The organism is Parasphingorhabdus marina DSM 22363, assembly GCF_900128895.1.
GTDB classification, from domain to species: domain Bacteria; phylum Pseudomonadota; class Alphaproteobacteria; order Sphingomonadales; family Sphingomonadaceae; genus Parasphingorhabdus; species Parasphingorhabdus marina.
The window spans coordinates 764,245-787,652 of record NZ_FSQW01000001.1 but is presented as its reverse complement, the minus strand read 5'-3'; the positions used below and the strand labels follow the sequence as shown (position 1 = coordinate 787,652).

Here is a 23,408-nt window from a genome sequence, read left to right as displayed (position 1 = left end):
TTGAAACATATTCCTGCTGAAACCTAGCGCTTGGAGAACTGGAAGCTCTTGCGCGCCTTGGCCTTGCCGTATTTTTTCCGCTCTACTTTACGGCTGTCGCGGGTCAGGAAGCCGGCCGCCTTGACGGTCGACCGCAAAGCCGGCTCATATTTGGTCAGCGCCTGCGAGATCCCGTGCTTGACCGCACCGGCCTGGCCGGAAAGTCCGCCACCCTTGACGGTGACGTCGACATCATACTGGCCTTCGCGTTCGGTAATGGCGAACACCTGGTTGAGCACCAGACGCAAGGTCGGGCGAGCGAAATAGGTTTCCTGATCCCGGCCATTGACCGTGATCTTGCCCTTGCCCGGCTTCAGCCAGACACGCGCAACTGCGTCCTTGCGGCGGCCGGTGGCATAAGCACGGCCATATTGGTCCAGCTCCTGCTCGCGCAGCGGCATGGTTTCGACCGGAGGGGCAGCTTCTGCTGCGGCATCACCAGCTGGTGCTTCCGCCGCGTTGTCACCAGCGATATCCTTGAGATCGGCGAGATCTGTTTTTACGTCCGACATTATGCGCTCACCTTGTTTTTGCGATTCATGGATGCCACGTCCAGCGGCTGCGGGTTCTGGCCATCATAAGGATGTTCGGTACCATTGAAGAGATGCAGGTTGCGCATCTGGGCAAAACCGAGTGGTCCTTTGGGGATCATGCGTTCAACGGCTTTCTCCAGAACGCGTTCCGGAAACTGGCCTTCGAGAACCTTTTCCGCGGTACGCTCCTTGAGACCACCGGGATATCCGGTGTGCTTGTAATAAACCTTCTTGCTGGTCTTGTTGCCGGTGAACTTCACCTTGCCGGCATTGATCACGATGACATGGTCACCGCAATCGACATGCGGGGTGTAGCTTGGCTTGTGCTTGCCGCGCAAAATATTGGCGATGATCGAGGCCACGCGGCCGACGACCAGATCGGTGGCATCAATAATGTGCCATTTCTTTTCGACATCGGCCGGTTTGACCGACTGAGTCTGCTTGCTGATAGCCTTCATGGCCATACTCCTGTGGAAGCTCCATTGGGGAGCGATGAATCAAAAATAGCAAAAGCGGGACGCCAGCGCCCCGCCAAGTGCCGCGCTAATGGCGCTGTTTTTCTTTGAAGTCAAGAGAAAGGGCGGCTTTCCCGACGGGTATTTTAATACCTTGGCTATTCGAGTGAAAAGTTTGGCCCTTGATTCGACCGACCCAGAACATGGACACCCCAGACCGTTGCCACAACCACAAGTGCGCCCACGGCCTGATGCAAAACGGCCAGTGTGATGTCCATGCCGGTCATCACCGTGGCGATGCCGAGCAGGATCTGCACGCCAAAGGCCGTATGTATGGCCACCGATGCCGGGCGTACCTCTTTGCGGACCCTGCGGGCGAGGACAACCAGAAACCCGACCACAACCCATGCCCACCAGCGATGGATGAAATGAGTCAGATAGGGATCGCTGTGCAGCGCAGCGAAAATTCCGGCGGTATAATCAATGCCGCCGGGGACAAAATAGTCATTCATCAAAGGCCATGTGTTCGACACATATCCGGCGTTGAGGCCGGCCACCCAGGCACCAAACAGCAACTGGATGAACAGCACCACCAGCACCGTCGCTCCGAAACCGGTCAGTCGGGCAGGATGGACATGGCCGCTGGCAAGGCGCCGTATATCCAGCGCAGTCCACACAAGACAGCCCAGTATAAACAGCGCCAGCAGCAAATGGGTCGCAAGGCGAAAATGGCTGACATCGGTGCGTTCGGATAGTCCGGAGCTGACCATCCACCAGCCAATCGCTCCCTGCAAACCGCCAAGCAACAGCAATCCGGTCAGCTTCCAGCCATAGCCTGCGGGAATCGCTTTCCGAACGGCAAAAAACAGCAGCGGCAGCGCAAAAGCCAGGCCGATCAGCCGACCCAGCAATCGGTGCACCCATTCCCAGAAATAGATGAATTTGAAGTCCGAGAGTGTCATGCCAGCGGGGCCGGTAATCTCGATATATTCCGGAATTTGCTTGTATTTCTCGAATTCTGCCAGCCAGTCCGCTTCATTGAGCGGCGGTATCGCTCCCATGATCGGTTTCCATTCGGTGATCGACAGTCCAGACTCGGTCAGCCGGGTGATTCCCCCGACAATAACCATGATGAACACCAGAAAGGCGACCGATAAAAGCCAGTTGGAGATGGCGATCGGCCGTGCGCCAGGTGCATCATGACCGGGCTTCATGGTTTGCGCGATGCGGTTCATAGGGCGCTATGTGATGACAAAAGGGAATTCTGACAAGCCTGATGTGCCAAAATCGGAGTCAATAGCGGAAATGATATGTTGTATCTTAACACCTTGGGACCTATATTCTGCGCATTGCAGCAACATGACGGAAAGCTGATTCGTGTTTAAGACTTCGAATCTCTGGAACAAACACGGCCTTTTGGGCAAAGACGGACTTTGGGACCGCATCGCGGTGCTGGTGTCCGGCCTGTGTCTGGTCCATTGCATTTCGACGATGGTCTTCGTCGCATTGCTGTCTTCCGCTGCTGGCGTGCTGCTCGATCCGATCGTCCATGAAATCGGTATCGGCATCGCGATTGCGCTTGGCCTGTTCACACTTGGCCGGGGCGTGCTTGATCATGGCTATGTCATGCCAGCCGCTGTCGGCGGTCTTGGTCTGGGGATCATGATGGGCGCCATCACGATCGGCCATCAGGGAGATCATGGCGCCGGAGAAATTCTCTACACCATGCTCGGCGTGGCGATACTCGCGCTGGGGCATGATCTCAATTACCGCGCAACGCACTGATATTTTTCCCTCAAGCGCCGGGCGGCGACATCCGTCGCCTTGGCTACGCGCCAATAAGGCGCGGCGGACGCCAGAAGATTTTGGCGCCCTTGCCTCGCTGCGCTCGGTTCGGTGCCCCGACGACAAGTCACCAATCCGACGCGCAGCGTCGGCAAGCGCGACCGCGCGCCCGAGCTACTGCGAGGAAAGCCAAGCGGGCGGATGCCCGCGCCCGGCGCTTGAGGTCAAAACAAAGACTCATCCCGGCACCTGAAGGACCAAACAAACAGTTCAAAACCCCTCTCTTGCCCAAAGCCCGCAACATCCCTAAATTGCAGTCATGGGAAAACATGATCATCACGAGCATCACGGCGAGTCACTGGCGGAAGCCGCGCAACAGAATCTCGAGGCCGCCGGCGAAAAGTGGACCGAAACCCGGGCCGCGATATTCGAAGCCCTGGCAGGATTTTCCCGCCCGGCTTCGGCCTATGACATAGCCGAGCTGGTTTCTGCTGCCCGTGGCAAAAGAGTGGCGCCGAACAGTGTTTACCGGATTCTTGACCTGTTTGTGGCGAAAAATCTCGCCATGCGGGTTGAAAGCGCCAATGCCTATATCGCCAACAGCCATCCGGGATGCGAGCATGATTGCATGTTCCTCGTCTGTGACTCCTGTGGCGAAGCGACGCATATCGATGATGACGCCCTGTCTTCGCAGGTCCGGGGCGTCGCGCAGCAAGAGGGATTCAACTCCATCCGCCCCGTGATTGAAGTCCGGGGTGTGTGCCAGAAATGCAACTAGGAGTCCGATTGTCCGGCATCGCAGGTCAGCCTGTGTTCATGCCTGCGCTGCACAATGTTCGACATCGCCTGCCATTGGCGCTAACGTCCGATGAAACAGGGAGCAAATATGTCAGGGCCTGATACACCATTACTGGACAAGGTTACCTACCCCGCCGATCTCAGAAAACTGAAGCCCGAACAGCTCACGCAATTTGCGGATGAGCTGCGCAGTGAAGTGATCGATGCCGTTTCCGTCACTGGCGGCCATCTTGGCGCGGGACTGGGTGTGGTCGAACTGACAGCAGCTATTCACTATGTGTTTGACACGCCCAATGACCGTCTGGTCTGGGATGTGGGTCATCAATGCTATCCGCACAAGATCATCACCGGTCGCCGCGACCGGATCCGCACGCTGCGCAAGGGCGGCGGCCTCTCGGGATTCACCAAACGGTCCGAAAGCGAATATGATCCCTTTGGTGCGGCGCACAGCTCGACGTCGATCAGCGCTGCGCTCGGCTTCGCCATTGCCAACAAGCTGAACGACCGTCCGGGTCGCGGCATTGCCGTGATCGGCGATGGCGCGATGAGCGCGGGCATGGCCTATGAGGCGATGAACAATGCCGAAGCGGCCGGAAACCGGCTGGTCGTGATCCTCAATGACAATGACATGTCCATCGCACCCCCCGTCGGCGGCCTCTCTGCCTATCTGGCCCGCATCGTCTCTTCCCGCGAATTTCTGGGCATCCGGCAACTGGCCCGCCGGGTAGCGAGCAAATTGCCCAAGGCACTCTATGATGCCGCGCGCAAGACCGATGAATATGCCCGCGGCATGACCATGGGCGGGACGTTGTTCGAGGAGCTGGGCTTTTACTATGTTGGCCCCATTGACGGCCACAATATGGAGCATCTGATCCCGGTGCTCGAAAATGTGCGCGATGCGGCCGAAGGGCCCTGCCTTGTCCATGTCGTTACCGAAAAGGGCAAGGGCTATAAATATGCCGAAGAGGCAGCCGACAAATATCACGGCGTTGCCAAATTCGATGTCGTGTCCGGCAAGCAGGACAAGGGGCCGGGCGGCGGCCCGCCAGCCTATCAGAATGTCTTCGGCGAGACGCTGGCCAGACTGGCCAATGACGACTCCCGGATTTGCGCGATCACGGCGGCGATGCCGTCTGGCACAGGTGTCGACAAATTTGCCAGGGCACATCCCGACAAGGCCTTTGACGTCGGCATTGCCGAACAGCATGGCGTAACATTTGCGGCCGGCCTCGCAGCCCAGGGCATGCGGCCATTTTGCGCAATCTACTCGACCTTCCTGCAGCGTGCCTATGATCAGGTCGTCCATGATGTCGCCATTCAGAATCTGCCGGTACGCTTTGCCATAGACCGTGCCGGACTGGTCGGCGCCGATGGCAGCACTCATGCCGGCAGTTTCGACCTGACCTATCTCGCCACCCTGCCCAATTTTGTGGTTATGGCCCCGAGTGACGAAGCCGAGCTGGCACACATGACGCTGACCGCCGCGCAGCATGACAGCGGCCCGATCGCCTTCCGCTATCCCCGCGGCAGCGGCACCGGTATACCGATCCCGGGCCGGCTGGAAGCACTGGAAATCGGCAAGGGCCGGATCGTCAAGCAAGGCAGCAAGGTTGCGATCCTGTCACTGGGTGCGCGGCTCACCGAAGCCATGAAAGCCGCCGACCGGCTCGAAGCCAAAGGCCTCAGCACCACGGTTGTCGATTTGCGCTTCGTCAAGCCGCTGGACGAAGAGCTGATTCGCAGGACGCTCACCTCGCACGAGGTCGCAGTGACCATTGAGGAAGCGGCAGTAGGCGGTCTCGGCGCGCATGTCCTGACTCTGGCCTCCGATCTCGGACTGACTGACGCCGGCCTGAAAATCCGGACGATGCGCCTGCCCGATCGCTTTCAGGACCAGGACAAGCCCGAACTGCAATATGCCGAAGCGGGACTCGATGCGGATGGCATAGTGGATACCGTGCTCAAGGCCCTGCGGCACAACAGCGCCAGCGTGGACAGCAATATCGAGGAAGGCGCGCGCGCCTGAATCAGAATTTCAGGTGAAAGCGGACCGCCCCGCCGAAATCGTCGCCCACTGATTCAAAATGCCCCGGCTCCTGCCGCCAGAACAGGTTTGTGTTGAGATATCCGCCCCATAATGGCGTCGCATAGACCATCTCGCTGACCAGTTCCCGGCCGGCCGGTGCCAGGTTCAGCGTGCGCTGTCCAAACTCCGTCTGCAGCGTCTGGTAGCTGTAGCCGACGGGCAGGAACAGATTGAGGCCGCCATTGCTGACACGGAGCGGCTGGGCAAACCGGAAAGCCAGCTGATCTGCACCCTGAAACAGGCCGGATTTTGTCAGATCGATCGCGAAGCTGGAACTTTGGAGGGTGCCACCGGTCACCAGACTGGCCGATTCAGCTCGGGTCCAGCCCTGGCGCCAGCTGGCGGAGCTATGCCATCCGGCGCCCAGAAGGGCGGAAAGATCGAAGTCCGCCCGGCCATCTGCAAACAGGCTTTGTGCGCCTTGCGCTCCAAGCGTTTCGGAAAAACGCGAACCCAGTATCGTGGCATTCTCATCCATCATGCTGGCGGCAAAACTCAGTGTGGCCGGCCCGATTTTCCGGTCAACGCTCAGGCCGATGGTGGCGAAATTGCGGATGTCGCGAACCGGATTCTGTGCCAGTTCGAGATAACTGGACGCACTGGACACCGGATTGGCACTCCCGCTCTCGGCACTGAGCGTGAGGCCGAAATTGTCAAGTCTCTGGCGCAACGCGAAGGCTGTCCGGGCCTGTCCGGTAAAGCCGCGTTCCCGGCCCGGCGACGGCGCCACCAGGAAAGCCGCGCTGCGCTGGTCCTGCACTTGAGCCACCAGACCGCTGGAGCCGCGGCGGAAACCGACAGCGAGCTCGAGATCCGGCGCGACGCGGGTCATGACCGAAGCGGCCAGCAGCCGGGCCTCCCGGGCATTGTCCCAGGACATTCGAAAATCGTTGAGGCCGATGCCCCGCGTTTCATCCCGGTCGATACTGACCGCAATCTGCAGGCCGTCACTGGCCGCGCTCATGTTGCGCCGGTCGCCTTGCAACGAAGAGGTCAGCCGATATTGCGGTGTGGCGACACTGAGTCCGTGCGCCAGATCCAGGGCAAAGGCGCGATCAAATCCGTCCAGAATGATCGCTCCGACATTTTGCGGCTGCAACGCCGCGTCGCCCATGGCAGCAGATGTCTGTCCCGGGTCAGATGCGATATCAACGGCCACCGACGAACCGGCGAAGCTGGTCTGTCCCTGCGGCTGGAAGGCTTCAGCGATATCGAGAATGCCTCTGCCATATATGCTGTCTGTCCCGGCATCACCCGCATCCCGGGCGCTCTGAAACAACAGGTCGACTATCTGGGACCCGGATAGATTGGGAAAGGCCTGGGCCAGCAAGGCGACAGCGCCCGAAATCTGGGGCGCGGAGAAGGAAGTGCCGCTCCACAGGAAAGCCGTACCTTCATGGTCATCGGCCCGCACCCGCTCCCCGAGTGCCGTGAGATAGCTGGCGGCCTCCGAGCCGGCCCGGTTGCTGAAAGAAGATATGCTCCCGCTGGTACCGACCGAGCCAGCGACAATCACATGTCCGTTGCCGCGCGCAGCGATACCGGCGGCAAATCCGTCCGGTGTGGATTCCCCGTCATTGCCGGCGGAAACGACCACGACCACACCCGCCGCAGCGGCGTCGGATACGGCATTTTGGACGACCCGCGAAATATCCGGTCCGCCAAGTGAAATATTGATCACCCGTGCGCCGGTTGTCCGGGCCTGATTGATCGCCGCAGCAATCGCACCACTGCTGTGACTGCAGCCGTCATCCGGATCATCCGGATCGTCCTCCTGGCAGCTTCCGGGCGTATCCGTCCGCAGCACCAGAATATCACTGTCAAAGGCGATACCATGCGTGGCGTTGTTGTTTTTACCCCCGGCAGCGACCGATGCGACAGCCGAACCGTGACCGCTCTCGTCGGCAATTCCGCGATTACCGGCGAAGTCCGCACTGTCGGGATGGATGCGGCCGACAAATTCGGCACTGGACGCGTTGATCCCGCCGTCAATGACACCCAGAGTCACACCAAATCCGGTGGAACCGCCGTCATAGGCAGTGATCGCCCCGTGCTGCGACGGGCCATCGGACCCGCGATATTCCGCTGTATTGTAAGGGCCAGGCGTCGGTGAAGGCCCAGGAGCGGGGGTGGGAGCAGGGGTCGGCGTTGGCGTTGGTGTAGGCGTGGGAGTTGGTGTCGGTGTGGGGGTTGGGGTTGGAGTCGGGGTCGGCGGGGGTGCAGGAGTGGAACTGGGCGAAGATCCGCCGCATGCGGACAGAAACAGCATCGCCGTCAGCGAACTTCCCCACAATAACTGCTTGCCATGCCGCCTGTTACTCATCTGACGCTTCCCCTAAAACCACGCATATATACATAATATCCCGTTACCGGGACCTTAACAAAGATCAGGGCTTGCCCGACACTCAGGGAGTGACTAGTCGCAATCGACCATGACGCCAGACCACTCGCATATCAACCACTGGATTTTTGATCTTGATAATGTGCTGTATCCGGCGGAATGCGACCTTTTCGCGCTGATTGACGTGAAAATGGGCGAATATGTCGCCCGGTTACTGGACGTGGACCGGGACCAGGCCAGGATTGTCCAGAAACGCTATTTCCATGACCATGGCACGACGCTGGCAGGCCTGATGTATCATCACGGCACCGACCCGCATGATTTTCTCCACAAGGTCCATGATATCGATATGAGCCGGCTGACACCTGCTCCCCGGCTGCGACAGGCGATTTCCGACCTGCCAGGCGAAAAACTGGTCTTTACCAACGGTGACAGGGACTATGCCGAACGGGTGCTGAAACACCGCGGTCTCGACGGCTTGTTTGACCAGATTCACGACGTACTCGCCTGTGATCTGGTCCCCAAGCCGGAACGTGCCGCCTACCAAAGTCTGGTGGAAACAACTGGCATTAACCCCGAACAGTCGCTTTTTGTTGAAGACATGGCGCGCAATTTGCGTCCGGCGAAAGAATTGGGCATGACCACGGTCTGGGTGAATACCGGGTCGGAATGGGGTGCGCGGGATCACGCACCGGACTTTATCGATCACGAAATAAACGATCTGGAACGCTGGATGACCGGCCCGGACATAAACAAGGGAACAGGACCGACATGACGAAAGACCTGATGAATGCGATTGATGCGGCATGGGAGAAACGGGAGTCCCTGTCGATCACGAGCCAGGGAGCGGAGCGGGAAGCCGTCGATGCCGCACTGGCGATGCTCGACAACGGGACCGCGCGTGTGGCGGAGAAATCCGGCGACAGCTGGACGGTCAATCAATGGCTGAAAAAAGCGGTGCTGCTGTCCTTCCGGCTCAATGACAATCAGGTGATTGAAGGCCCGGGCGGTGCCAATCACTGGGACAAGGTGCCTTCCAAATTTGCTGGCTGGGGCGAGAACCGGTTTCGCGAGGCAGGTTTCCGGGCTGTCCCCGGGGCGGTTGTCCGCCACGGGTCGCATATCGGTCGCAACACGGTTCTGATGCCGAGTTTTGTGAATATCGGTGCCTTTGTCGATGAAGGCACCATGGTCGACACCTGGGCCACTGTCGGGAGCTGTGCCCAGATCGGAAAAAATGTCCATATTTCCGGCGGTGCCGGCATCGGCGGAGTGCTGGAACCATTGCAGGCCGGTCCGGTGATCATCGAAGACGGCGCCTTTATCGGCGCCCGGTCGGAAGTGGCCGAAGGTGTTCGTGTGGGAGAAGGCGCCGTGCTTTCCATGGGGGTCTATCTCGGAGCATCGACCAAGATTGTCGACCGGATCACCGGCAAGGTGTGGATGGGCGAAGTGCCGCCCTATGCGGTTGTGGTGCCCGGCAGCCTGCCACCCAAAGTCAATATTGACGGGGCGCCGGGGCCATCGCTGTATTGCGCGGTGATCGTGAAAACCGTCGATGCCCAGACCCGGTCTAAGACCGGCATCAATGACTTGCTGCGGGACTGACGGTGATGCAGCTGGCGGTTTCTCTGGCGTTGTTCGCGGCGACACAGGGCACCGTCATTGGCGAATATGACCCGGGGGCTTACGCAAGGGCAATCACGGAATGCGATCGCCAAATGGCGCATCCGGATGATCCCCATCGCATCACGCCCGGTGTGACCCGCAAGGACGCCAATCTGCCAGCTGCGGTCAAGGCCTGCAAAGCGGCCATTGCGGCAGATCCGGACAATCCCCGGCTCCACTATCAGCTGGCCCGGGCGTACGGGTATAGCGGTCTCGGCAAAAAAGCGCTGCCGTGGCGTGCCAGATCAGTTGCGGCCGGCTATCCGCAGTCGCTTTTTGTGGTCGGGTACATTACCCTGCTCGGCCTCAATGAACAGCCGCAGGATACATGTGAAGGCGGACGCCTGATCCGGGCGTCGGCAAAGGCCGGACGTCTCGCCGGACAGATCGCCTTTCCGGACCATTATCTGGAAGGGCGGTTTGCGGAGTGCGGCTTTGACGTGACCCGGATGGAGTTACTGTCCTATCTCGAAGCCGCTCAGGAAAATCCCGGAGGCGACTTTTATCGGGCCATTTTAATAAGAAGGCTTGCAGATGACGTCCGGTCGGAAGAAAGTCTCGCCGAATGACATGGCAATTGATCAAGGAGCCCGCGCATGACCGTTGTTGAACGGATCAAAACGACACTTCCCGAAAACGACCATCCCTATCGCAACGGGGCATGGACACCCAATTTCGAGGAAGTTGTTGCGGAAGACATGGAAGTGATCGGGACGATTCCCAATGATATTGACGGTCTCTATGTCCGCAATACCGAGAACCCGGTGCATGATTCCATTGGCCGCTATCATCCTTTTGACGGCGACGGCATGATCCACACGATGCGGATCCGGGACGGCAAGGCCGTCTATCGCAACCGCTTTGTCCGGACCACCGGATTTGAGGCCGAGCAGGAAGAAGGCGGACCGCTCTGGGTCGGGATCATGGGTCGGCCATCCGATTCCCGGCGTCCGGGCTGGGGCGCGCATGGCAGCGTCAAGGACAGCAGCTCAACCGATGTTGTGGTGCACGCGGGCACCATATTGTCGACCTTTTACCAGTGCGGCGAAGGATACCGGCTGGATCCGGACACGCTGGAGACGCTGGGGACCGAGAAATGGGTGCCGGAGGACGGCATCTCTGCCCATCCCAAAGTCGATGAAAAGACCGGTGAATTGCTGTTTTTCAACTATTCGACCAAGGCACCCTTTCTCCACTATGGCGTGGTCGGTGCGGACAATGTGCTGAAGCACTATATCCCCGTCGAGCTCCCCGGTGCAAGGTTGCCGCACGACATGGCTTTTTCAGAAAATTACGCGATTTTCAATGATTGTCCGATGTTCTGGAAACCGGAGCTGATCGAACAGAATCTGTATATCCCGACCTATAATCCCGACATGCCGACACGCTTTGGGGTGATCCCGCGCCGGGGTCAGCCGGAAGACATCCGGTGGTTCGAGGCCGAACCAACCTATGTGCTGCACTGGGCCAACGCTTTTGAGGACGGCGACGATCTGGTGCTTGATGGCTATTTCCAGAATCAGCCGGTCCCGGCCCCGCTCACCGACTTCCCCGCCGGCTATGAAAGCATGGGCGCGAGCATCGATCTGCACAGCTTCCTGCCCGAACTGCGCCGCTGGCGGTTCAATCTGAAAACCGGCGCCACCAGCGAGGAGACGCTGTTCGACGACTATCCGGTGGAATTCGGGATGTTCAACCAGCAGGTCGCCGGCGAGCCCTATCGCTACGTCTACAGCGTTACCGGCGAGCCGGGCTGGTTCCTGTTCAACGGCCTGGTCAAGCATGATCTGGAAACCGGAACCGCCGAACGCCTCGACTTTGGCGAGCAGCGCTATGGATCGGAAGCCCCGTTCATTCCGCGCAAGAATGCGCAGTCTGAAGATGACGGTTATCTGATCAGCTTCATCACCGACATGGCGCAGGACCGCAGCGAGTGCATCATCGTCGATGCCAAAGACCTGTCAGCCGGCCCTGTCTGCACCATCATCCTGCCCCACCGGATCAGCAGCGGGACCCACGCCACCTGGGCGAGTGCGGAACAGCTTGGCGGCTAGTCGAACAGGTTTCCATCCGATGGCTTGCTCGCCGGCGGTGTCAGGCCAAGATGCTGCCAGCCGCGATCATTGAGCGCCCGGCCTCGCGCCGTGCGGGCGATCAGGCCGAGCTGGATCAAATAGGGCTCGATCACTTCCTCGATTGTGTCGCGCGGTTCGCTGAGCCCCGCGGCCAGCGTTTCGACGCCGACCGGACCGCCCTTGTAGATGTCGGCGATCATGTGGAGATAGCGCCGGTCCATGGCATCGAGACCAATCGAATCCACTTCCAGCCGGGTCAGTGATGCATCGGCAATTTTCGCATCCACCGTCGCCGCGCCCTCGACCCCGGCGAAATCGCGCACCCGGCGGAGCAGCCGGCCAGCGATACGCGGCGTCCCGCGCGCGCGGCGGGCAACTTCGGTCGCGCCATCCGGGGCAATGGACAGATCAAGCAGTGTCGCGGCCCGGTGCACGACCTGCTCCAGCTCTGCGGTGGAATAGAAATTGAGCCGCACCGGAATCCCGAAGCGGTCGCGCAACGGCGTAGTCAGCAGCCCCTGCCGCGTGGTCGCGCCGATCAGGGTGAACGGCGGCAGGTCGATGCGCACCGAGCGCGCCGACGGTCCCTCGCCGATGATCAGATCGAGCGCGCGATCTTCCATCGCCGGATAGAGCACTTCCTCGACCACCGGATTGAGCCGGTGGATCTCGTCGATGAACAGCACATCGCCTTCCTCAAGGTTTGTCAGCAGCGCCGCCAGATCACCGGATTTGGCAATGACTGGCCCCGAGGTGGCACGAAAGCCAACACCCAGCTCGCGCGCGATAATCTGCGCCAATGTCGTCTTGCCCAGCCCCGGCGGGCCGAAGAACAGCACATGATCGAGCGCCTCGCTGCGCTTCTTCGCCGCCTCGATAAACACCCGCAAATTCGACCGCGCCGCCTCCTGCCCGACAAATTCGTCGAGCGTCTTGGGGCGTAGCGCGGCGTCGATGTCTTCGACCTTGCGTTCCGCATTGATAAGGCGTTCGTCATCAGTCATGCCTGATGCTCTACCCACTTCGTCATTCCAGCGAAAGCTGGAATCTCCAGTTTGATGTCGCTGTGTTGAGAGGATTCACGCGAAGACGCAAAGACGCGAAAGGAGATGCACAGCCTCTTTGCGCCTTCGCGGCTTCGCGTGAGATCCAAACGAACCAAAAAGTGAGTTCTGTCATTCATTTCGAGGGATCGACTGGAGGGCGATTTAGATAACCCGCGAAATTTTCTATTCATAGGGTGCTCACTTTACTCATCGACCAGCCGGTTCCAAAAATATTGGACAACATAATGCACCAAAAGCAAAATTGCCGCAGGCACAGATTGATGAAGCGGAAAGAAAGCAAATATGAGACCCGAAGTTGAGCGTACACCCGGCCCGAACATCGCTTCCGCATAGATATTTAGGCCATAGAGAGCGAGGCAGAGGCTTGCGATCGTAACCAGCCAGGACTTTGGCGCGACAATCATCGGGATGTAAATCGGCGCAACGCACCAGGCGAAGAATAGCGGCGTTGCCACCCACCAAAAAAGCGATGCGGGATTTGCACCGGGAAAAAACATTATCAGAAGTGCCGCTCCATAGCCGAACATCACCAGCAGGTTCGGGATGCCCAGATATTTCGCGACCCTCAACGCGCCGCCTTCTTCAACGCCAGCCTCACCAGCGCATCGAGTGTTGCTCCCTCCCCGGCTTCCGCATCGGCGGCGGCCACCGCGGCACTCGCATCCGCCGGTTTGAAGCCGAGGTTGAGCAGCGCGCTGATCGCGTCGGCGCTGTTGCTGGACGGAGCATGGCCAGCATCGCTGCCGCTGCCCGCAATCGGATCCGTTGCGATGCCGCCGACCTTGTCTTTCAGCTCGTTGACAATCCTGAGCGCCAGTTTCGGGCCGACGCCATTGGCCCGCGCAACCATTGCCTTGTCGCCGGTGGCCACCGCACGGCTAATCTCGCCGGGCTCGAGCGCGGAAAGGATCGCCAGCGCGACCTTGCCGCCCACGCCCTGGACCGAGATCAGCAGCCGGAACCAGTCGCGTTCCGAGCCGCTGGCGAAGCCCATCAGCCGCATGTCATTTTCACTGACCTGCATCTCGGTATAAATGGTCGCGCCATCGCCGATCCCGCCAATCGCGCTGATCGTCCGGGACGAGGCGAAGACCAGATAGCCGACCCCGCGCACGTCGAGCACAATATTGTCGGTGCCGACTTCGTCGATGGTCCCGGTGAGTTTTGCGATCATGCCGCCTTCTTAGCCCAAAAATATTCCCGTGCCATCTTTCTTTCAAGTCATCCTCGCGCAGGCGGAGGTCCATGCTGCAATTCAGAGATTGCCGGAGCACATGACACTATCATTTGGCCATTTTCGGGATCAGGAAACCGCATCCGCTTTGGGCGTTCGGGAGCAATCCAGTTTCGCTTTTGGCACGTACTGATTTTGTGCAAAACAATCGAGCGAAGTATGACATGTTCCCTGTACCAACAGTAGCAGCAAGGTTGTTCGCAGGTGCCGCCCTGTCCGCCTCAATGCGAGATAAGATAGCATTTTCAAAAAGCGGGACTTGAGGATGAAAGAAGGCCAAGACAACATACTTTCCGCATCCAGTCCACGCATGGGCAATCGATTCACGCGATGGCTTGGACGCCTTGTATTGCGGTCTATGGGTTGGCAAATGGTTGGAAAGCTACCGGCGGAAAAAAAGCTGATCATCGTCGGCATGCCGCATACATCCAACTGGGATTTCATACTTGCAATGGCATGCTTGCAATCTGTCGGGCTCAAAGTTTCGTTCATGATGAAAAGAGAGGCGTTCGTCTGGCCGCTGAGTACCTTGTTCAGATATTTGGGTGGAGTGCCGATTGACCGTTCTGCGCAAGGAAATGTGACATCTCAAATGGTGAATTGGTTCGATCGCAACGAAAATGTCTGGTTAGGACTGACGCCGGAAGGAACGCGCAGCAAAGTGAGCGAATACAAAAAGGGATATTTGCGTATCTCCAAGGCTGCGGGAGTCCCGATCGCACTGATTGGAATTGACGCTCGGTCAAAAGAGGTCGTCCTGCACGAAAAAAAATGTGAATATACGGGCGCGAATAATGATGAAGACAACGCAGCTATAAAGAGTTTTGTAGATGCAAATTTCTTTGGAATTAATCCGGAAAATCAATGACAAGGGTTGAGACACAGGCTGGCGGCCATAAACGCCAGCGTCCGCTTTGGGCGCAAAAGCGGACATTGCTATTGGCAAAATGATACCCTACTCCCCGCAGGTAGAGGAGAATTGATCGTCGATGAACCAGAAGTCTTTCGACAAGCTTGTTATCGAACATATCTGGCCAATACTTAAGGAACATGGGTTCCAACGTGACGGCGAAAATGCCGATATCTTCTTTCGGAAAGCGAACGAGGATGTTTATCATTTCGTCGGCCTACACCGTTTGCGCAGCGGTGATCGTTACTATGCGATGGCCTATTTTTCGTCACCGGTAATCATTGAGGACTTTCACAAAAGATTTCCAGAGAGCATTCCCATGGCGAACGCCAATAGGCACTACATCAGTCCTGAGGACGGTGTTGAGGACTATCAAAAGATGTATTTTTGCCGATATGAGGATTCTTTCCTGACAAGTTTTGAGCGTGATTTTAAGCCCGCTTTGCTTAAACATGGTCTTCCTTATCTCGACAATATCCAGAGTGTGGAAGATATGATCCCATTTCTAAGGAGCGACCGTTTTAGGGGTCCGGCTTTGCTCTACGCTGGTCGAAAGGACGAAGCCAGAACTTGCATTGAGCGTCAGATCGAGAAAATCTCCAATATTCCTCTCGATGAAGATGGTCGCGTTGCAAGCGCTCTAGCTTTTCAGAAAGGCCTGTTGGGGATACGGTGACAGTCAGCTGAATGAGAACCGCTCAATGTCGGCTTTCGGGATTTTGCAGCCACTTGATCTTTCCCGAGCATCCCCACGAGACTATACTAAACCCTTTCACCCCCGATGATGCGCATGGGTGATCGCCACGGCCAGCGCGTCGGCGGCATCGGCGCCCGCGATCTCCGCACCGGGCAGCAGGATCCGGATCATCGCCTGCACCTGATCCTTGTCCGCCTTGCCGACACCGACCACGGATTTCTTCACCGCCCGCGCCGCATATTCGCCGACTTCCACCCCGCCGCGCGAGGCGCCGAGCAGGACCACGCCGCGCGCCTGGCCCAGCTTCAATGTGCTTTGCGGATTGGCATTGACGAACACTTCCTCGACCGCCGCGGCATCCGGTTTGAATTCCTTTATGAGATCCGCCAGCTCGAGATCGAGTTGGAGCAGCCGGCTGGCCAGCGCCATTTTGGGATCAGTCTTTATCTGGCCATTGGCGACATGGGAAAGCCGGTTGCCCTCCGTCAGGATGACTCCCCAGCCGGTGGTACCGAGGCCGGGATCAAGACCGAGAATGATCACATAATCCTCCCTGTGCGCAACACGGCGAGGAGGACAGCGTCACCCCAGTTTCTCCATGATCTCGTCGGATACATCATAATTGCCCCAGACGGTCTGGACATCATCATCCTCTTCCAGCGCGTCGATCAGGCCCAATAATGTTTCGGCCTGCGCGGCATCCACTTCGACCTGCACCGTCGGGCGCCAGGCCAGTTTGACAGATTCAGCCTCGCCGAGGGATTTTTCCAGCGCGCCGGCCACTTCGTGCAAATCTTCCATCGCGGTCCAGATTTCATGGCCGTCGCTGTCTGATGCAATGTCTTCCGCACCGGCTTCCATGGCCGCTTCCAGCACCGTGTCTTCGTCTCCGGTACTCGACGGGTACTGGATATAGCCGACCCGGTCGAACCCGTGGGACACCGACCCGCTTTCGCCCATATTGCCGCCATTGCGCGAAAAAATCGTGCGGACATTGGTCACCGTGCGATTGGTATTGTCGGTCAGTGTCTCGACGATCAGAGAGACGCCGCCCGGGCCGAAACCTTCGTAGCGGACTTCGCTGTAATCATCGCCCTCATTGGCGGTCGCCTTGTCGATCGCCCGCTGGATATTGTCCTTGGGCATGGATTGCGCCTTGGCATTGTTGACGGCCAGACGCAGCCGCGGATTCATGTCGGGATCGGGCATCCCCGATTTCGCCGCCACGGTGATTTCGCGGCTGAGCTTGGAGAACATTGCTGAGCGTTTCTTGTCCTGCGCGCCTTTACGATGCTTGATATTGTTGAATTTACTGTGGCCTGCCATAGGAGTCGTCCATCATTTGCAAGAGGATTAGTGTTGTGGGCTCTTTGCCGGATGTTTGAACCCAACTCAACCATTGGATGGCCAGTCGGCCGATTGCGGGAAAGTGCCGCCGGGCTGGTCCGGTTTGTTCGCGCTCCGGTGCTGCATTCACCCGACTGGAAAACACAGGGCCCGGCAAGCGATCTGATCTGGCTTTTTGCGGTCAACTGCCTGATCGTTGTCTGTCTGGCGGCGATCCTTTTTCCGGCCCTGCTGGCATTTGATGTCGAAATGTCTGGCGACATGACCAGCCTGTTCGACCGTCCCGTCTGGCAGATTCTGGCGATCGTCGTGGTTGTCGGCCCGATCATCGAGGAGCTGGTCTTTCGCTCGTGGATCACCGGCCAGCCCCGCTTGCTGATTCCGCTGGGCGGGGTGGCACTGGCCATTGCCGGGGGGCAGCTGATCGGTTTCAGCAACGCCAATCAGCTGATCATCGTGGCGGCCGGCGCCTTGCTGATGCTGGTCACGCTCTTTGCGATGATCCGGTTCTGGAACCGGCCGGTGCCCGGATGGTATGCCCGGATTTTTCCGCTGGTCTTCTGGACCCAGGCCCTGCTGTTCGGCTTTGTCCATATATTCAACTATGCCGGGGACAATCCGGCAGCGCTGTTGCCATTTGTGCTGCCGCAACTGGTCGGCGGACTGGTCTGGGGCTATGCCCGCATCCGCTATGGCTGGTGGTCGAACATCATCATGCACATGGCCTATAACCTGATCGCCACCAGCGGATTGCTGTTCATGCTGCTGGCCGGGCCGCGGCCCGCCTAGTCGGTCACCACTGCGGTGCCGGAAGCCGACACCATCAGCATCGAGCCCTTTTCTCCCACCACTTCATAGTCGAGATCGACCCCGACCACCGCATTGGCACCCAACTTCGCCGCTTCCGCCTGCATCTCGAGCAGGGCCTCGTCCCGCGCCCGTTTCAGGACATTTTCATATTTGCCCGAGCGGCCGCCGACAATGTCCGTGATGCTCGCAAACAGGTCGCGGAACAGATTGGCTCCGACGATGACCTCGCCGATCACAATGCCGCGATAATCCCGGATGGCCCTGTTTTCGAGTGTGTTGGTGGTGCTCACGATCATCCCGCTTCTCCTCTTGCTGAAAGAGCGAAGCTAGCTGATCCGTCAGGCCAGACCAAGCGCCGACTTGTAGGTGTCGAGAATGGCTTCCATTTCCTGGCGGTCATGGGTTTCCATTTTGCGCAGGCGGACAATCTGCCGCATGATCTTGGCGTCATAGCCCTGGCTTTTGGCTTCGCTGTAAACATCACGAATATCGTCCGCGATACCCTTTTTCTCTTCTTCCAGCCGCTCGATACGCTCGATAAACAGACGCAGCTGATCTGCGGCAACATTGCCTTCGCTCATTCTCTTTTCCTTGTGAAACAGGTTATTCGGATTCGGACCGATGCTTTAATCTGCGGGCGCGTTCTTGGCTACGCTTTCCTTCATTCTTTTCAGCCGCTCTGGCGTCGCCTCGGTCTGGAACTTCTTTTTCCATTCCGACGCGGGCATGCCGTGGATCGCTTCGCGCGCTTCCTCCTTGGTCATCGAGCCACCGGCTTCATTGGTCGCTTCCATGATCCAGTCGGCAAGGCAATTACGGCAGAAACCGGCCAGTCCCATCAGATCGATATTCTCGGCATCATGGCGGTGCTGCAAATGGGTGACGAGACGGCGAAAGGCAGCCGCGGCGGCGGCATCAGAAATTTGATCGGTCATAACAGGCTTCCGTTGCTTTTTGTTTTTATCCTGTCATGAAATGGCGTTAGGCGGCATCAAATTAAAGTGGCCGTGAACAGAAATTTACAGGAATTTTCCGATGGCATCGCACATGTTCTCCCGCGACCGCAAGGTAAAGGTGCTGGCAACACTGGGCCCGGCCAGTGGCAGTCCGGCGATGATCGAGAAAATGTACAAGGCGGGCGTCGATGCGTTTCGCATGAACATGAGCCATGGCGAGCACAAGGCTCATGCCGGCAATGTGAAGTCGATCCGTGCGCTCGAAAAGAAAGTCGGCCGGCCGATCACCATTCTGGCAGACCTGCAGGGTCCGAAACTCCGCATCGGCAGCTTTGCCAGGGCCCCGGTGACGCTCAGGGAGGGCGCGAAATTCACGCTCGACCTGCAGCGCAAAAAGGGGGATGCCAGGCGCGTCAACCTGCCGCACCGGGAGATTATCGAGACACTCGAACCCGGACACACGCTGCTGCTCGACGATGGCAAGATCCGGCTGGAAGTGACAAAGACCGACGGCAAAAGCGTTGAGACCAAAGTCATTGTCGGCGGACCGCTGTCGGACCGCAAGGGTGTCAACGTGCCCGAAGTGGTCCTGCCGGTCAGTTCGCTGACCGAAAAGGATCGCAAGGACCTGACTTTCGCGCTCGAGCAGAATGTCGACTGGATCGCGCTCAGCTTTGTCCAGCGCCCGGAAGATGTTGCCGAAGCCCGGCGCCTGATCGGAGGCAAGGCAGCCTTGCTCGCGAAAATCGAAAAGCCGGCGGCGATTGACCGGCTTGAGGAAATTCTCGAACTGTCAGACGCGGTGATGGTGGCACGCGGCGATCTCGGTGTCGAACTGCTCCCGGAACAGGTGCCGCCGCTACAGAAGAAAATCGTCGCCGCCGCCCGCAAGCTCGGGCGACCGGTTGTGGTGGCAACGCAAATGCTGGAATCGATGATCAAGTCTCCGACACCCACGCGCGCGGAAGTGTCCGATGTCGCAACCGCCATCTATGACGGCGCGGACGCGATCATGCTGTCAGCGGAATCAGCGGTTGGCGACTGGCCGATTGAGTCCGCGACAATGATGGACCGGATCGCGGAGCAAGTCGAAAGCGACGCCTCCTACGCCGAACGCGTACATTTCACGGAGACGGTGCCGGATGAGACGACGGCAGATGCACTTGCTGCAGCCAGCTACAATATTGCCCGGACCGTCAAGACGTCGGCGATCGTCTGTTTCACCACGTCCGGCTCCACCGCCCGCCGGATGGCGCGCGAACGGCCCTCGGTCCCGCTTCTGGTGCTGACGCCGAACCGCAACACGGCCCGGCGCGTCGGCCTGCTCTGGGGCGCGCATGCCGTCGTCACGCGCGACGTCAAGAGTTTCGAGGAAATGATCGCCAAAGCCAAGCGGATGGCGCTGCGCCACAAGCTCGGCAAGGCGGGATCGCGGCTGATTGTTTGCGCCGGCGTGCCATTCGGGACCCCCGGCTCGACCAACCTGCTGCACGTCGTGCGGCTGAGCGGAGACGAGCTCAAGCGCAGCTAGCGTAAAGGATGATCAGCTGCGCAAGCTGTCCCAGGGTCCGGTAATCGCATAGGTCATGCCCGGCTGCTGGACATTGACGAACATGGTGCTGCCATCTGGCGAGAAACAGGCCCCGCAGAATTCCGCTTCATCCTGGTGGGCATTGCGGGCGAAATCATAGACTGTCCCGTCGGGTGTCAGGCCGCGCAGATACTGGCTGCCGAGACCGTCCTCGCAAATGATCAGATCGCCAGAAGGCGCGAGGGCGAGATTGTCACACAGGTCCAGTTCGTCGGAACTGGGTGATTCATAAATCATCGTCAGTTTGCCGGTCTCACCCGGCGTATAGCGCCAGACCTGACCGGCCCGCACCGCACCGCCCTGGGTACAGTTGAAGAAAATCTCTCCGGTATTGCTTCCCGGCCGGAGACCGTAAGCCATGCCTTCACCACGGCAGAAATAGGCGGCACCTGCGGCATGCCCGCGAGCGGCAAGGTCGGCATTGGGAGACTCGACATCGTCCAGATCAATCCATGATACCTCAAATTCCTGACCGGCCTTGACCCGGCCCGGACCACCACCGCCCCAGTCTACCGGCCAGTTGTTGGTATTGGCCGATTTCCAGTCATTGATCACCAGCGCCTGCAGCTTTCCGCCTTTCTCCAGTTGCCCGCGTTTGCGCGGTATGAAGCGGTAGAAGAGGCCATTGCGATTGTCTTCGGTCAGATAGACAATGCCGGTTTCGGGATCGACAGCCGCTGCCTCATGCGCGAACCGACCCATTGCCGTGAGCGGGACGGGCTTGATCAGGCCGGTGGCGGAAGATGGCGTTTCAAAAACAAAGCCGTGATGTTTTCCCGGTCCTTCCTCGGGCTTCAGCATTTCTTCCTCGCAAGTCAGCCACGACCCCCAGGGTGTCGCACCGCCAGCGCAATTGGCTGCGGTTCCGGTCAGGACCAGATATTGCGATTCCAGCTGACCTGTGGACTGGTCATAAATCATCTTGCTGACGCCGCCGAAAAACGGACGACCGTCTTTCTTGCGATCATAAAGCTTCCCACGGCCAACCCGGTCGAGCAGCTCGTCATTTTTCCCAAACGGACTGCCATCCTCAACATTGAGCCAGTTTTCGTGATTGCACATCAGGATGCTTTTGCTGGCCGATTCCGGATGCGGAAAACAGGCCATGCCATCAGGGCGCCCGGGGCGATAGAAACCGTCCGACATGACGGTGCCGGTTTCGGCGATCTTGCGGTAGGTGAAGCCCTCTGGCAAGTCGAGCAGGCCGTCCGGATCCGGGATCAGCTTGATGCCCTTGTTGCGGCTATATGCCAGCGCACCGGATGATGCGGAAAAGGCAGCAAAATATAGCCCGACCATCTGTGCTTTGCGGATAAAATCCCGGCGACCAATCTCCATTTCATGCTCCTCGCATCATCCCCTGAAGCCGACAGGATAGAATATGCGCGTGCGCAGACAAAAGAGATTTTCTGCGAACGACATCTGCTCGTCGACGTCAGCGGATGAAATCCAGACTCTCCTGGCGGCTGGCGTCATTCGCCGTGCGGACCGATTCGAGCAGCTGGTCGAGCCGGGTGCGAACAAGGACATGGCCATTAACAAAAACCGTTTCGATGGACCGGGTTGCCGCGATATCGGCGAGCGGGTTTTCCCGCAGCAGCACCAGATTGGCGGCATAACCTGTCCGAATTTGGCCCGCCTTCCAGTTCATCCATGTCGCAGGAATGGTGGTGGCCGACGCCAGTACTTCGGCAGTGGTCATGCCGGCTTCCTGCATCGCCTGCATTTCTCCATGCAGGGAAAAGCCTGGAACCATGACGGGAACGTTAGCATCCGTGCCCGCCATCATTCGCACACCGGCATTCCGGAGCGCTTCAAACAATATCTGCTGGGCCTCGGCATAGGCCGCCCAATAGGCGCCCTGGCGGTCTTTCCATCCCGTGGTCTTGTATTGGTCGGCGAGCCGGTAGCGGTTGGTTTCCGGCAGCCAGCCCATCGCCTGACCTTCGGCCAGCCCGGGATTGACATATTCCAGCTCCACGCCAGCGAGGGTCGGCTTCAGATCCATTTGCTGCGCGCTGAAGCTCTGGATAATGGACAGGGTCGATGTGACGGCGATGTTTCTATCGGCTACGCGTCGCGCAACTTCTGCACTTTTCTCTCGAACAAATGCCAGAAAGTCTTCAGTGGAATCATGTCGGTAGCCGCCAAACTCGCGGTCGAGCGCTTTGACGAATTCCTCGACATGCGCCACTTCGCCCTGATCCGAAGCCCAGAGATCTTCGAGCGACGCGTCCAGGGGAATATGCCCCGTCAGGGGAATTTGCTGTTCCTCCGATTGTTCGCTGGCCCATTGATATCCGGGGAGGCTCAGGAAACTGCTTGCCTTGATCGCATCATATCTTTTCGATTTCAGGGTTGCGACTGCGCTCTGCACATCATTTTGCGATCGTACGACATTGCGTTCTGCAGTCAGCTCTATCCACAGGCCTTCGAAAAAATCATAGGTCGCGAGCTGAGCGGCCACAACGAATAGATCGGGGCCGAGTCGCCCCTGCTCGATTTCCGACCGCCATCTCAGATGCCGCTCGGTCCCGTGCATTTCCCGTATCTGGGTGACACCATTGGCGACATAGAGCAGCAGATCATTTTCACTTCGCCACAAATGAACATGCGAGTCGGTGAATCCCGGCACCAGGTACTTGCCACGGCCATCAATCACCTGTGCGTCTTTCGGAATCGGCGCATCAGCACCGACAAAGGTGATTTTTTCATCTTTGATGCCAACGGTCTGTTGTTCCAGAAACATATCCGCCGCTGGCGCAAGAACATGCACATTGGTGATGAACACAGGCCCCGCATCTGCCGCCCGAGGAAGCGGCTCAGCAATCTGGGTGTTTCCGCCAAACATTTCGACAACGGCGCGCTTGACGAAAACATAGGTGCCAATGCCGCTGACCAGAGTGAGAACAAGCATTCCCAGCAAAATCCGTTTCGCCCATTTACCCATTTCGCGTCACCCTTCCCGGTCGTTTTCCATGTCCAGTGCCCTGTTCAGTGGGCAACTAGACACTGT

25 protein-coding genes are annotated in these 23,408 nt (G+C 58.6%); 11 read left to right on the top strand and 14 right to left on the bottom strand.

Annotated elements, in window-relative coordinates; genetic code table 11:
* Positions 1 to 23: 23 nt before the first annotated feature.
* The 3 genes from rpsI to BUQ90_RS03935 all read right to left on the bottom strand — a co-directional run bounded on the left by rpsI (position 24) and on the right by BUQ90_RS03935 (position 2,262).
* Entirely contained in the window at positions 24 to 551 is a 528-nt protein-coding gene (gene rpsI, locus BUQ90_RS03945; RefSeq protein WP_074203807.1) for a 30S ribosomal protein S9, read from the bottom strand.
* Entirely contained in the window at positions 551 to 1,030 is a 480-nt protein-coding gene (gene rplM, locus BUQ90_RS03940) for a 50S ribosomal protein L13 (RefSeq protein WP_074203806.1), read from the bottom strand. The genes rpsI and rplM overlap by 1 nt, the downstream gene beginning before the upstream one ends.
* Before the next feature lie 155 nt (positions 1,031 to 1,185).
* Positions 1,186 to 2,262 (bottom strand): COX15/CtaA family protein, encoded by a 1,077-nt coding sequence (locus BUQ90_RS03935; RefSeq protein WP_074203805.1) that lies wholly within the window; start codon positions 2,260 to 2,262, stop codon positions 1,186 to 1,188.
* 142 nt (positions 2,263 to 2,404) lie between these two features.
* Between BUQ90_RS03935 and BUQ90_RS03930 the strand changes: the two genes are divergently transcribed.
* From BUQ90_RS03930 to dxs, 3 genes are all read left to right on the top strand, one after another.
* Complete coding sequence (locus tag BUQ90_RS03930) at positions 2,405 to 2,812, top strand: MerC domain-containing protein (RefSeq protein ID WP_074203804.1); 408 nt, start codon at positions 2,405 to 2,407, stop codon at positions 2,810 to 2,812.
* Between the two features lie 319 nt (positions 2,813 to 3,131).
* Positions 3,132 to 3,590 carry a Fur family transcriptional regulator gene (locus BUQ90_RS03925; RefSeq protein ID WP_074203803.1) on the top strand — a complete coding sequence of 153 codons (459 nt, stop codon included), beginning with the start codon at positions 3,132 to 3,134 and terminating at the stop codon, positions 3,588 to 3,590.
* A 108-nt stretch (positions 3,591 to 3,698) separates the two neighbouring features.
* Positions 3,699 to 5,636 (top strand): 1-deoxy-D-xylulose-5-phosphate synthase, encoded by a 1,938-nt coding sequence (dxs, locus tag BUQ90_RS03920; protein ID WP_074203802.1) that lies wholly within the window; start codon positions 3,699 to 3,701, stop codon positions 5,634 to 5,636.
* A gap of 1 nt (position 5,637) precedes the next feature.
* On the opposite strand, the gene BUQ90_RS03915 is transcribed toward dxs, so the two are convergent.
* Positions 5,638 to 8,019 carry a S8 family peptidase gene (locus BUQ90_RS03915; protein WP_159437023.1) on the bottom strand — a complete coding sequence of 794 codons (2,382 nt, stop codon included), beginning with the start codon at positions 8,017 to 8,019 and terminating at the stop codon, positions 5,638 to 5,640.
* Between the two features lie 109 nt (positions 8,020 to 8,128).
* On the opposite strand from BUQ90_RS03915, the gene BUQ90_RS03905 reads away from it, so the two are divergent.
* From BUQ90_RS03905 to BUQ90_RS03890, 4 genes are read left to right on the top strand one after another with little or no spacing between them, the layout of a single operon-like run.
* Positions 8,129 to 8,812 (top strand): pyrimidine 5'-nucleotidase, encoded by a 684-nt coding sequence (locus tag BUQ90_RS03905; protein WP_074203801.1) that lies wholly within the window; start codon positions 8,129 to 8,131, stop codon positions 8,810 to 8,812.
* Positions 8,809 to 9,645, top strand: a complete 837-nt coding sequence (gene dapD / locus BUQ90_RS03900) for a 2,3,4,5-tetrahydropyridine-2,6-dicarboxylate N-succinyltransferase (RefSeq protein ID WP_074203800.1) — start codon at positions 8,809 to 8,811, stop codon at positions 9,643 to 9,645. The genes BUQ90_RS03905 and dapD overlap by 4 nt, the downstream gene beginning before the upstream one ends.
* 5 nt (positions 9,646 to 9,650) lie before the next feature.
* Positions 9,651 to 10,274, top strand: a complete 624-nt coding sequence (locus BUQ90_RS03895; RefSeq protein ID WP_074203799.1) for a tetratricopeptide repeat protein — start codon at positions 9,651 to 9,653, stop codon at positions 10,272 to 10,274.
* Between the two features lie 27 nt (positions 10,275 to 10,301).
* On the top strand, positions 10,302 to 11,759 hold the full coding sequence (locus BUQ90_RS03890) for a carotenoid oxygenase family protein (RefSeq protein ID WP_074203798.1): 1,458 nt from the start codon (positions 10,302 to 10,304) through the stop codon (positions 11,757 to 11,759).
* Here BUQ90_RS03890 and ruvB read toward each other — a convergent pair.
* The 3 genes from ruvB to ruvA form a co-directional block, all read right to left on the bottom strand.
* Positions 11,756 to 12,784 carry a Holliday junction branch migration DNA helicase RuvB gene (ruvB, locus tag BUQ90_RS03885; RefSeq protein WP_074203797.1) on the bottom strand — a complete coding sequence of 343 codons (1,029 nt, stop codon included), beginning with the start codon at positions 12,782 to 12,784 and terminating at the stop codon, positions 11,756 to 11,758. The two genes, BUQ90_RS03890 and ruvB, sit on opposite strands and share 4 nt — an antisense overlap.
* A gap of 245 nt (positions 12,785 to 13,029) precedes the next feature.
* A complete protein-coding gene (locus BUQ90_RS03880) occupies positions 13,030 to 13,344 on the bottom strand; it encodes a hypothetical protein (protein ID WP_143182712.1) in 315 nt (104 codons plus the stop codon).
* A gap of 68 nt (positions 13,345 to 13,412) precedes the next feature.
* Complete coding sequence (ruvA, locus tag BUQ90_RS03875) at positions 13,413 to 14,021, bottom strand: Holliday junction branch migration protein RuvA (protein ID WP_074203795.1); 609 nt, start codon at positions 14,019 to 14,021, stop codon at positions 13,413 to 13,415.
* Positions 14,022 to 14,346: 325 nt separating this feature from the next.
* Between ruvA and BUQ90_RS03870 the strand changes: the two genes are divergently transcribed.
* Together BUQ90_RS03870 and BUQ90_RS03865 are read left to right on the top strand one after the other, a co-directional pair.
* A complete protein-coding gene (locus tag BUQ90_RS03870; RefSeq protein WP_084192467.1) occupies positions 14,347 to 14,949 on the top strand; it encodes a 1-acyl-sn-glycerol-3-phosphate acyltransferase in 603 nt (200 codons plus the stop codon).
* A gap of 121 nt (positions 14,950 to 15,070) precedes the next feature.
* Positions 15,071 to 15,667 carry a hypothetical protein gene (locus BUQ90_RS03865; RefSeq protein ID WP_074203794.1) on the top strand — a complete coding sequence of 199 codons (597 nt, stop codon included), beginning with the start codon at positions 15,071 to 15,073 and terminating at the stop codon, positions 15,665 to 15,667.
* A 96-nt stretch (positions 15,668 to 15,763) separates the two neighbouring features.
* On the opposite strand, the gene ruvC is transcribed toward BUQ90_RS03865, so the two are convergent.
* Both ruvC and BUQ90_RS03855 read right to left on the bottom strand, forming a co-directional pair.
* Positions 15,764 to 16,231, bottom strand: a complete 468-nt coding sequence (ruvC, locus tag BUQ90_RS03860) for a crossover junction endodeoxyribonuclease RuvC (protein WP_074203793.1) — start codon at positions 16,229 to 16,231, stop codon at positions 15,764 to 15,766.
* A gap of 39 nt (positions 16,232 to 16,270) precedes the next feature.
* Positions 16,271 to 17,014, bottom strand: a complete 744-nt coding sequence (locus tag BUQ90_RS03855) for a YebC/PmpR family DNA-binding transcriptional regulator (RefSeq protein ID WP_074203792.1) — start codon at positions 17,012 to 17,014, stop codon at positions 16,271 to 16,273.
* A 51-nt stretch (positions 17,015 to 17,065) separates the two neighbouring features.
* Between BUQ90_RS03855 and BUQ90_RS03850 the strand changes: the two genes are divergently transcribed.
* The gene (locus BUQ90_RS03850) at positions 17,066 to 17,824 is read left to right on the top strand and encodes a CPBP family glutamic-type intramembrane protease (protein WP_074203791.1); all 759 of its coding nucleotides are present in this window, start codon (positions 17,066 to 17,068) and stop codon (positions 17,822 to 17,824) included.
* On the opposite strand, the gene BUQ90_RS03845 is transcribed toward BUQ90_RS03850, so the two are convergent.
* The 3 genes from BUQ90_RS03845 to BUQ90_RS03835 are packed head-to-tail and all read right to left on the bottom strand — an operon-like array spanning position 17,821 to position 18,780.
* Complete coding sequence (locus tag BUQ90_RS03845) at positions 17,821 to 18,141, bottom strand: heavy metal-binding domain-containing protein (protein WP_074203790.1); 321 nt, start codon at positions 18,139 to 18,141, stop codon at positions 17,821 to 17,823. The two genes, BUQ90_RS03850 and BUQ90_RS03845, sit on opposite strands and share 4 nt — an antisense overlap.
* A gap of 42 nt (positions 18,142 to 18,183) precedes the next feature.
* On the bottom strand, positions 18,184 to 18,426 hold the full coding sequence (locus BUQ90_RS03840; protein WP_074203789.1) for a DUF2312 domain-containing protein: 243 nt from the start codon (positions 18,424 to 18,426) through the stop codon (positions 18,184 to 18,186).
* A gap of 45 nt (positions 18,427 to 18,471) precedes the next feature.
* Entirely contained in the window at positions 18,472 to 18,780 is a 309-nt protein-coding gene (locus tag BUQ90_RS03835; protein WP_074203788.1) for a DUF1244 domain-containing protein, read from the bottom strand.
* Positions 18,781 to 18,880: 100 nt separating this feature from the next.
* Here BUQ90_RS03835 and pyk point away from each other — a divergent pair, with 100 nt between their 5' ends.
* Positions 18,881 to 20,332 carry a pyruvate kinase gene (gene pyk, locus BUQ90_RS03830; protein WP_074203787.1) on the top strand — a complete coding sequence of 484 codons (1,452 nt, stop codon included), beginning with the start codon at positions 18,881 to 18,883 and terminating at the stop codon, positions 20,330 to 20,332.
* Positions 20,333 to 20,344: 12 nt separating this feature from the next.
* Here the strand turns inward: pyk and BUQ90_RS03825 are convergent, their stop codons facing one another.
* Entirely contained in the window at positions 20,345 to 21,730 is a 1,386-nt protein-coding gene (locus BUQ90_RS03825) for an alkaline phosphatase PhoX (protein WP_074203786.1), read from the bottom strand.
* A 97-nt stretch (positions 21,731 to 21,827) separates the two neighbouring features.
* The gene (locus tag BUQ90_RS03820; protein ID WP_074203785.1) at positions 21,828 to 23,342 is read right to left on the bottom strand and encodes an amidohydrolase family protein; all 1,515 of its coding nucleotides are present in this window, start codon (positions 23,340 to 23,342) and stop codon (positions 21,828 to 21,830) included.
* Between the last annotated feature and the right edge of the window lie 66 nt (positions 23,343 to 23,408).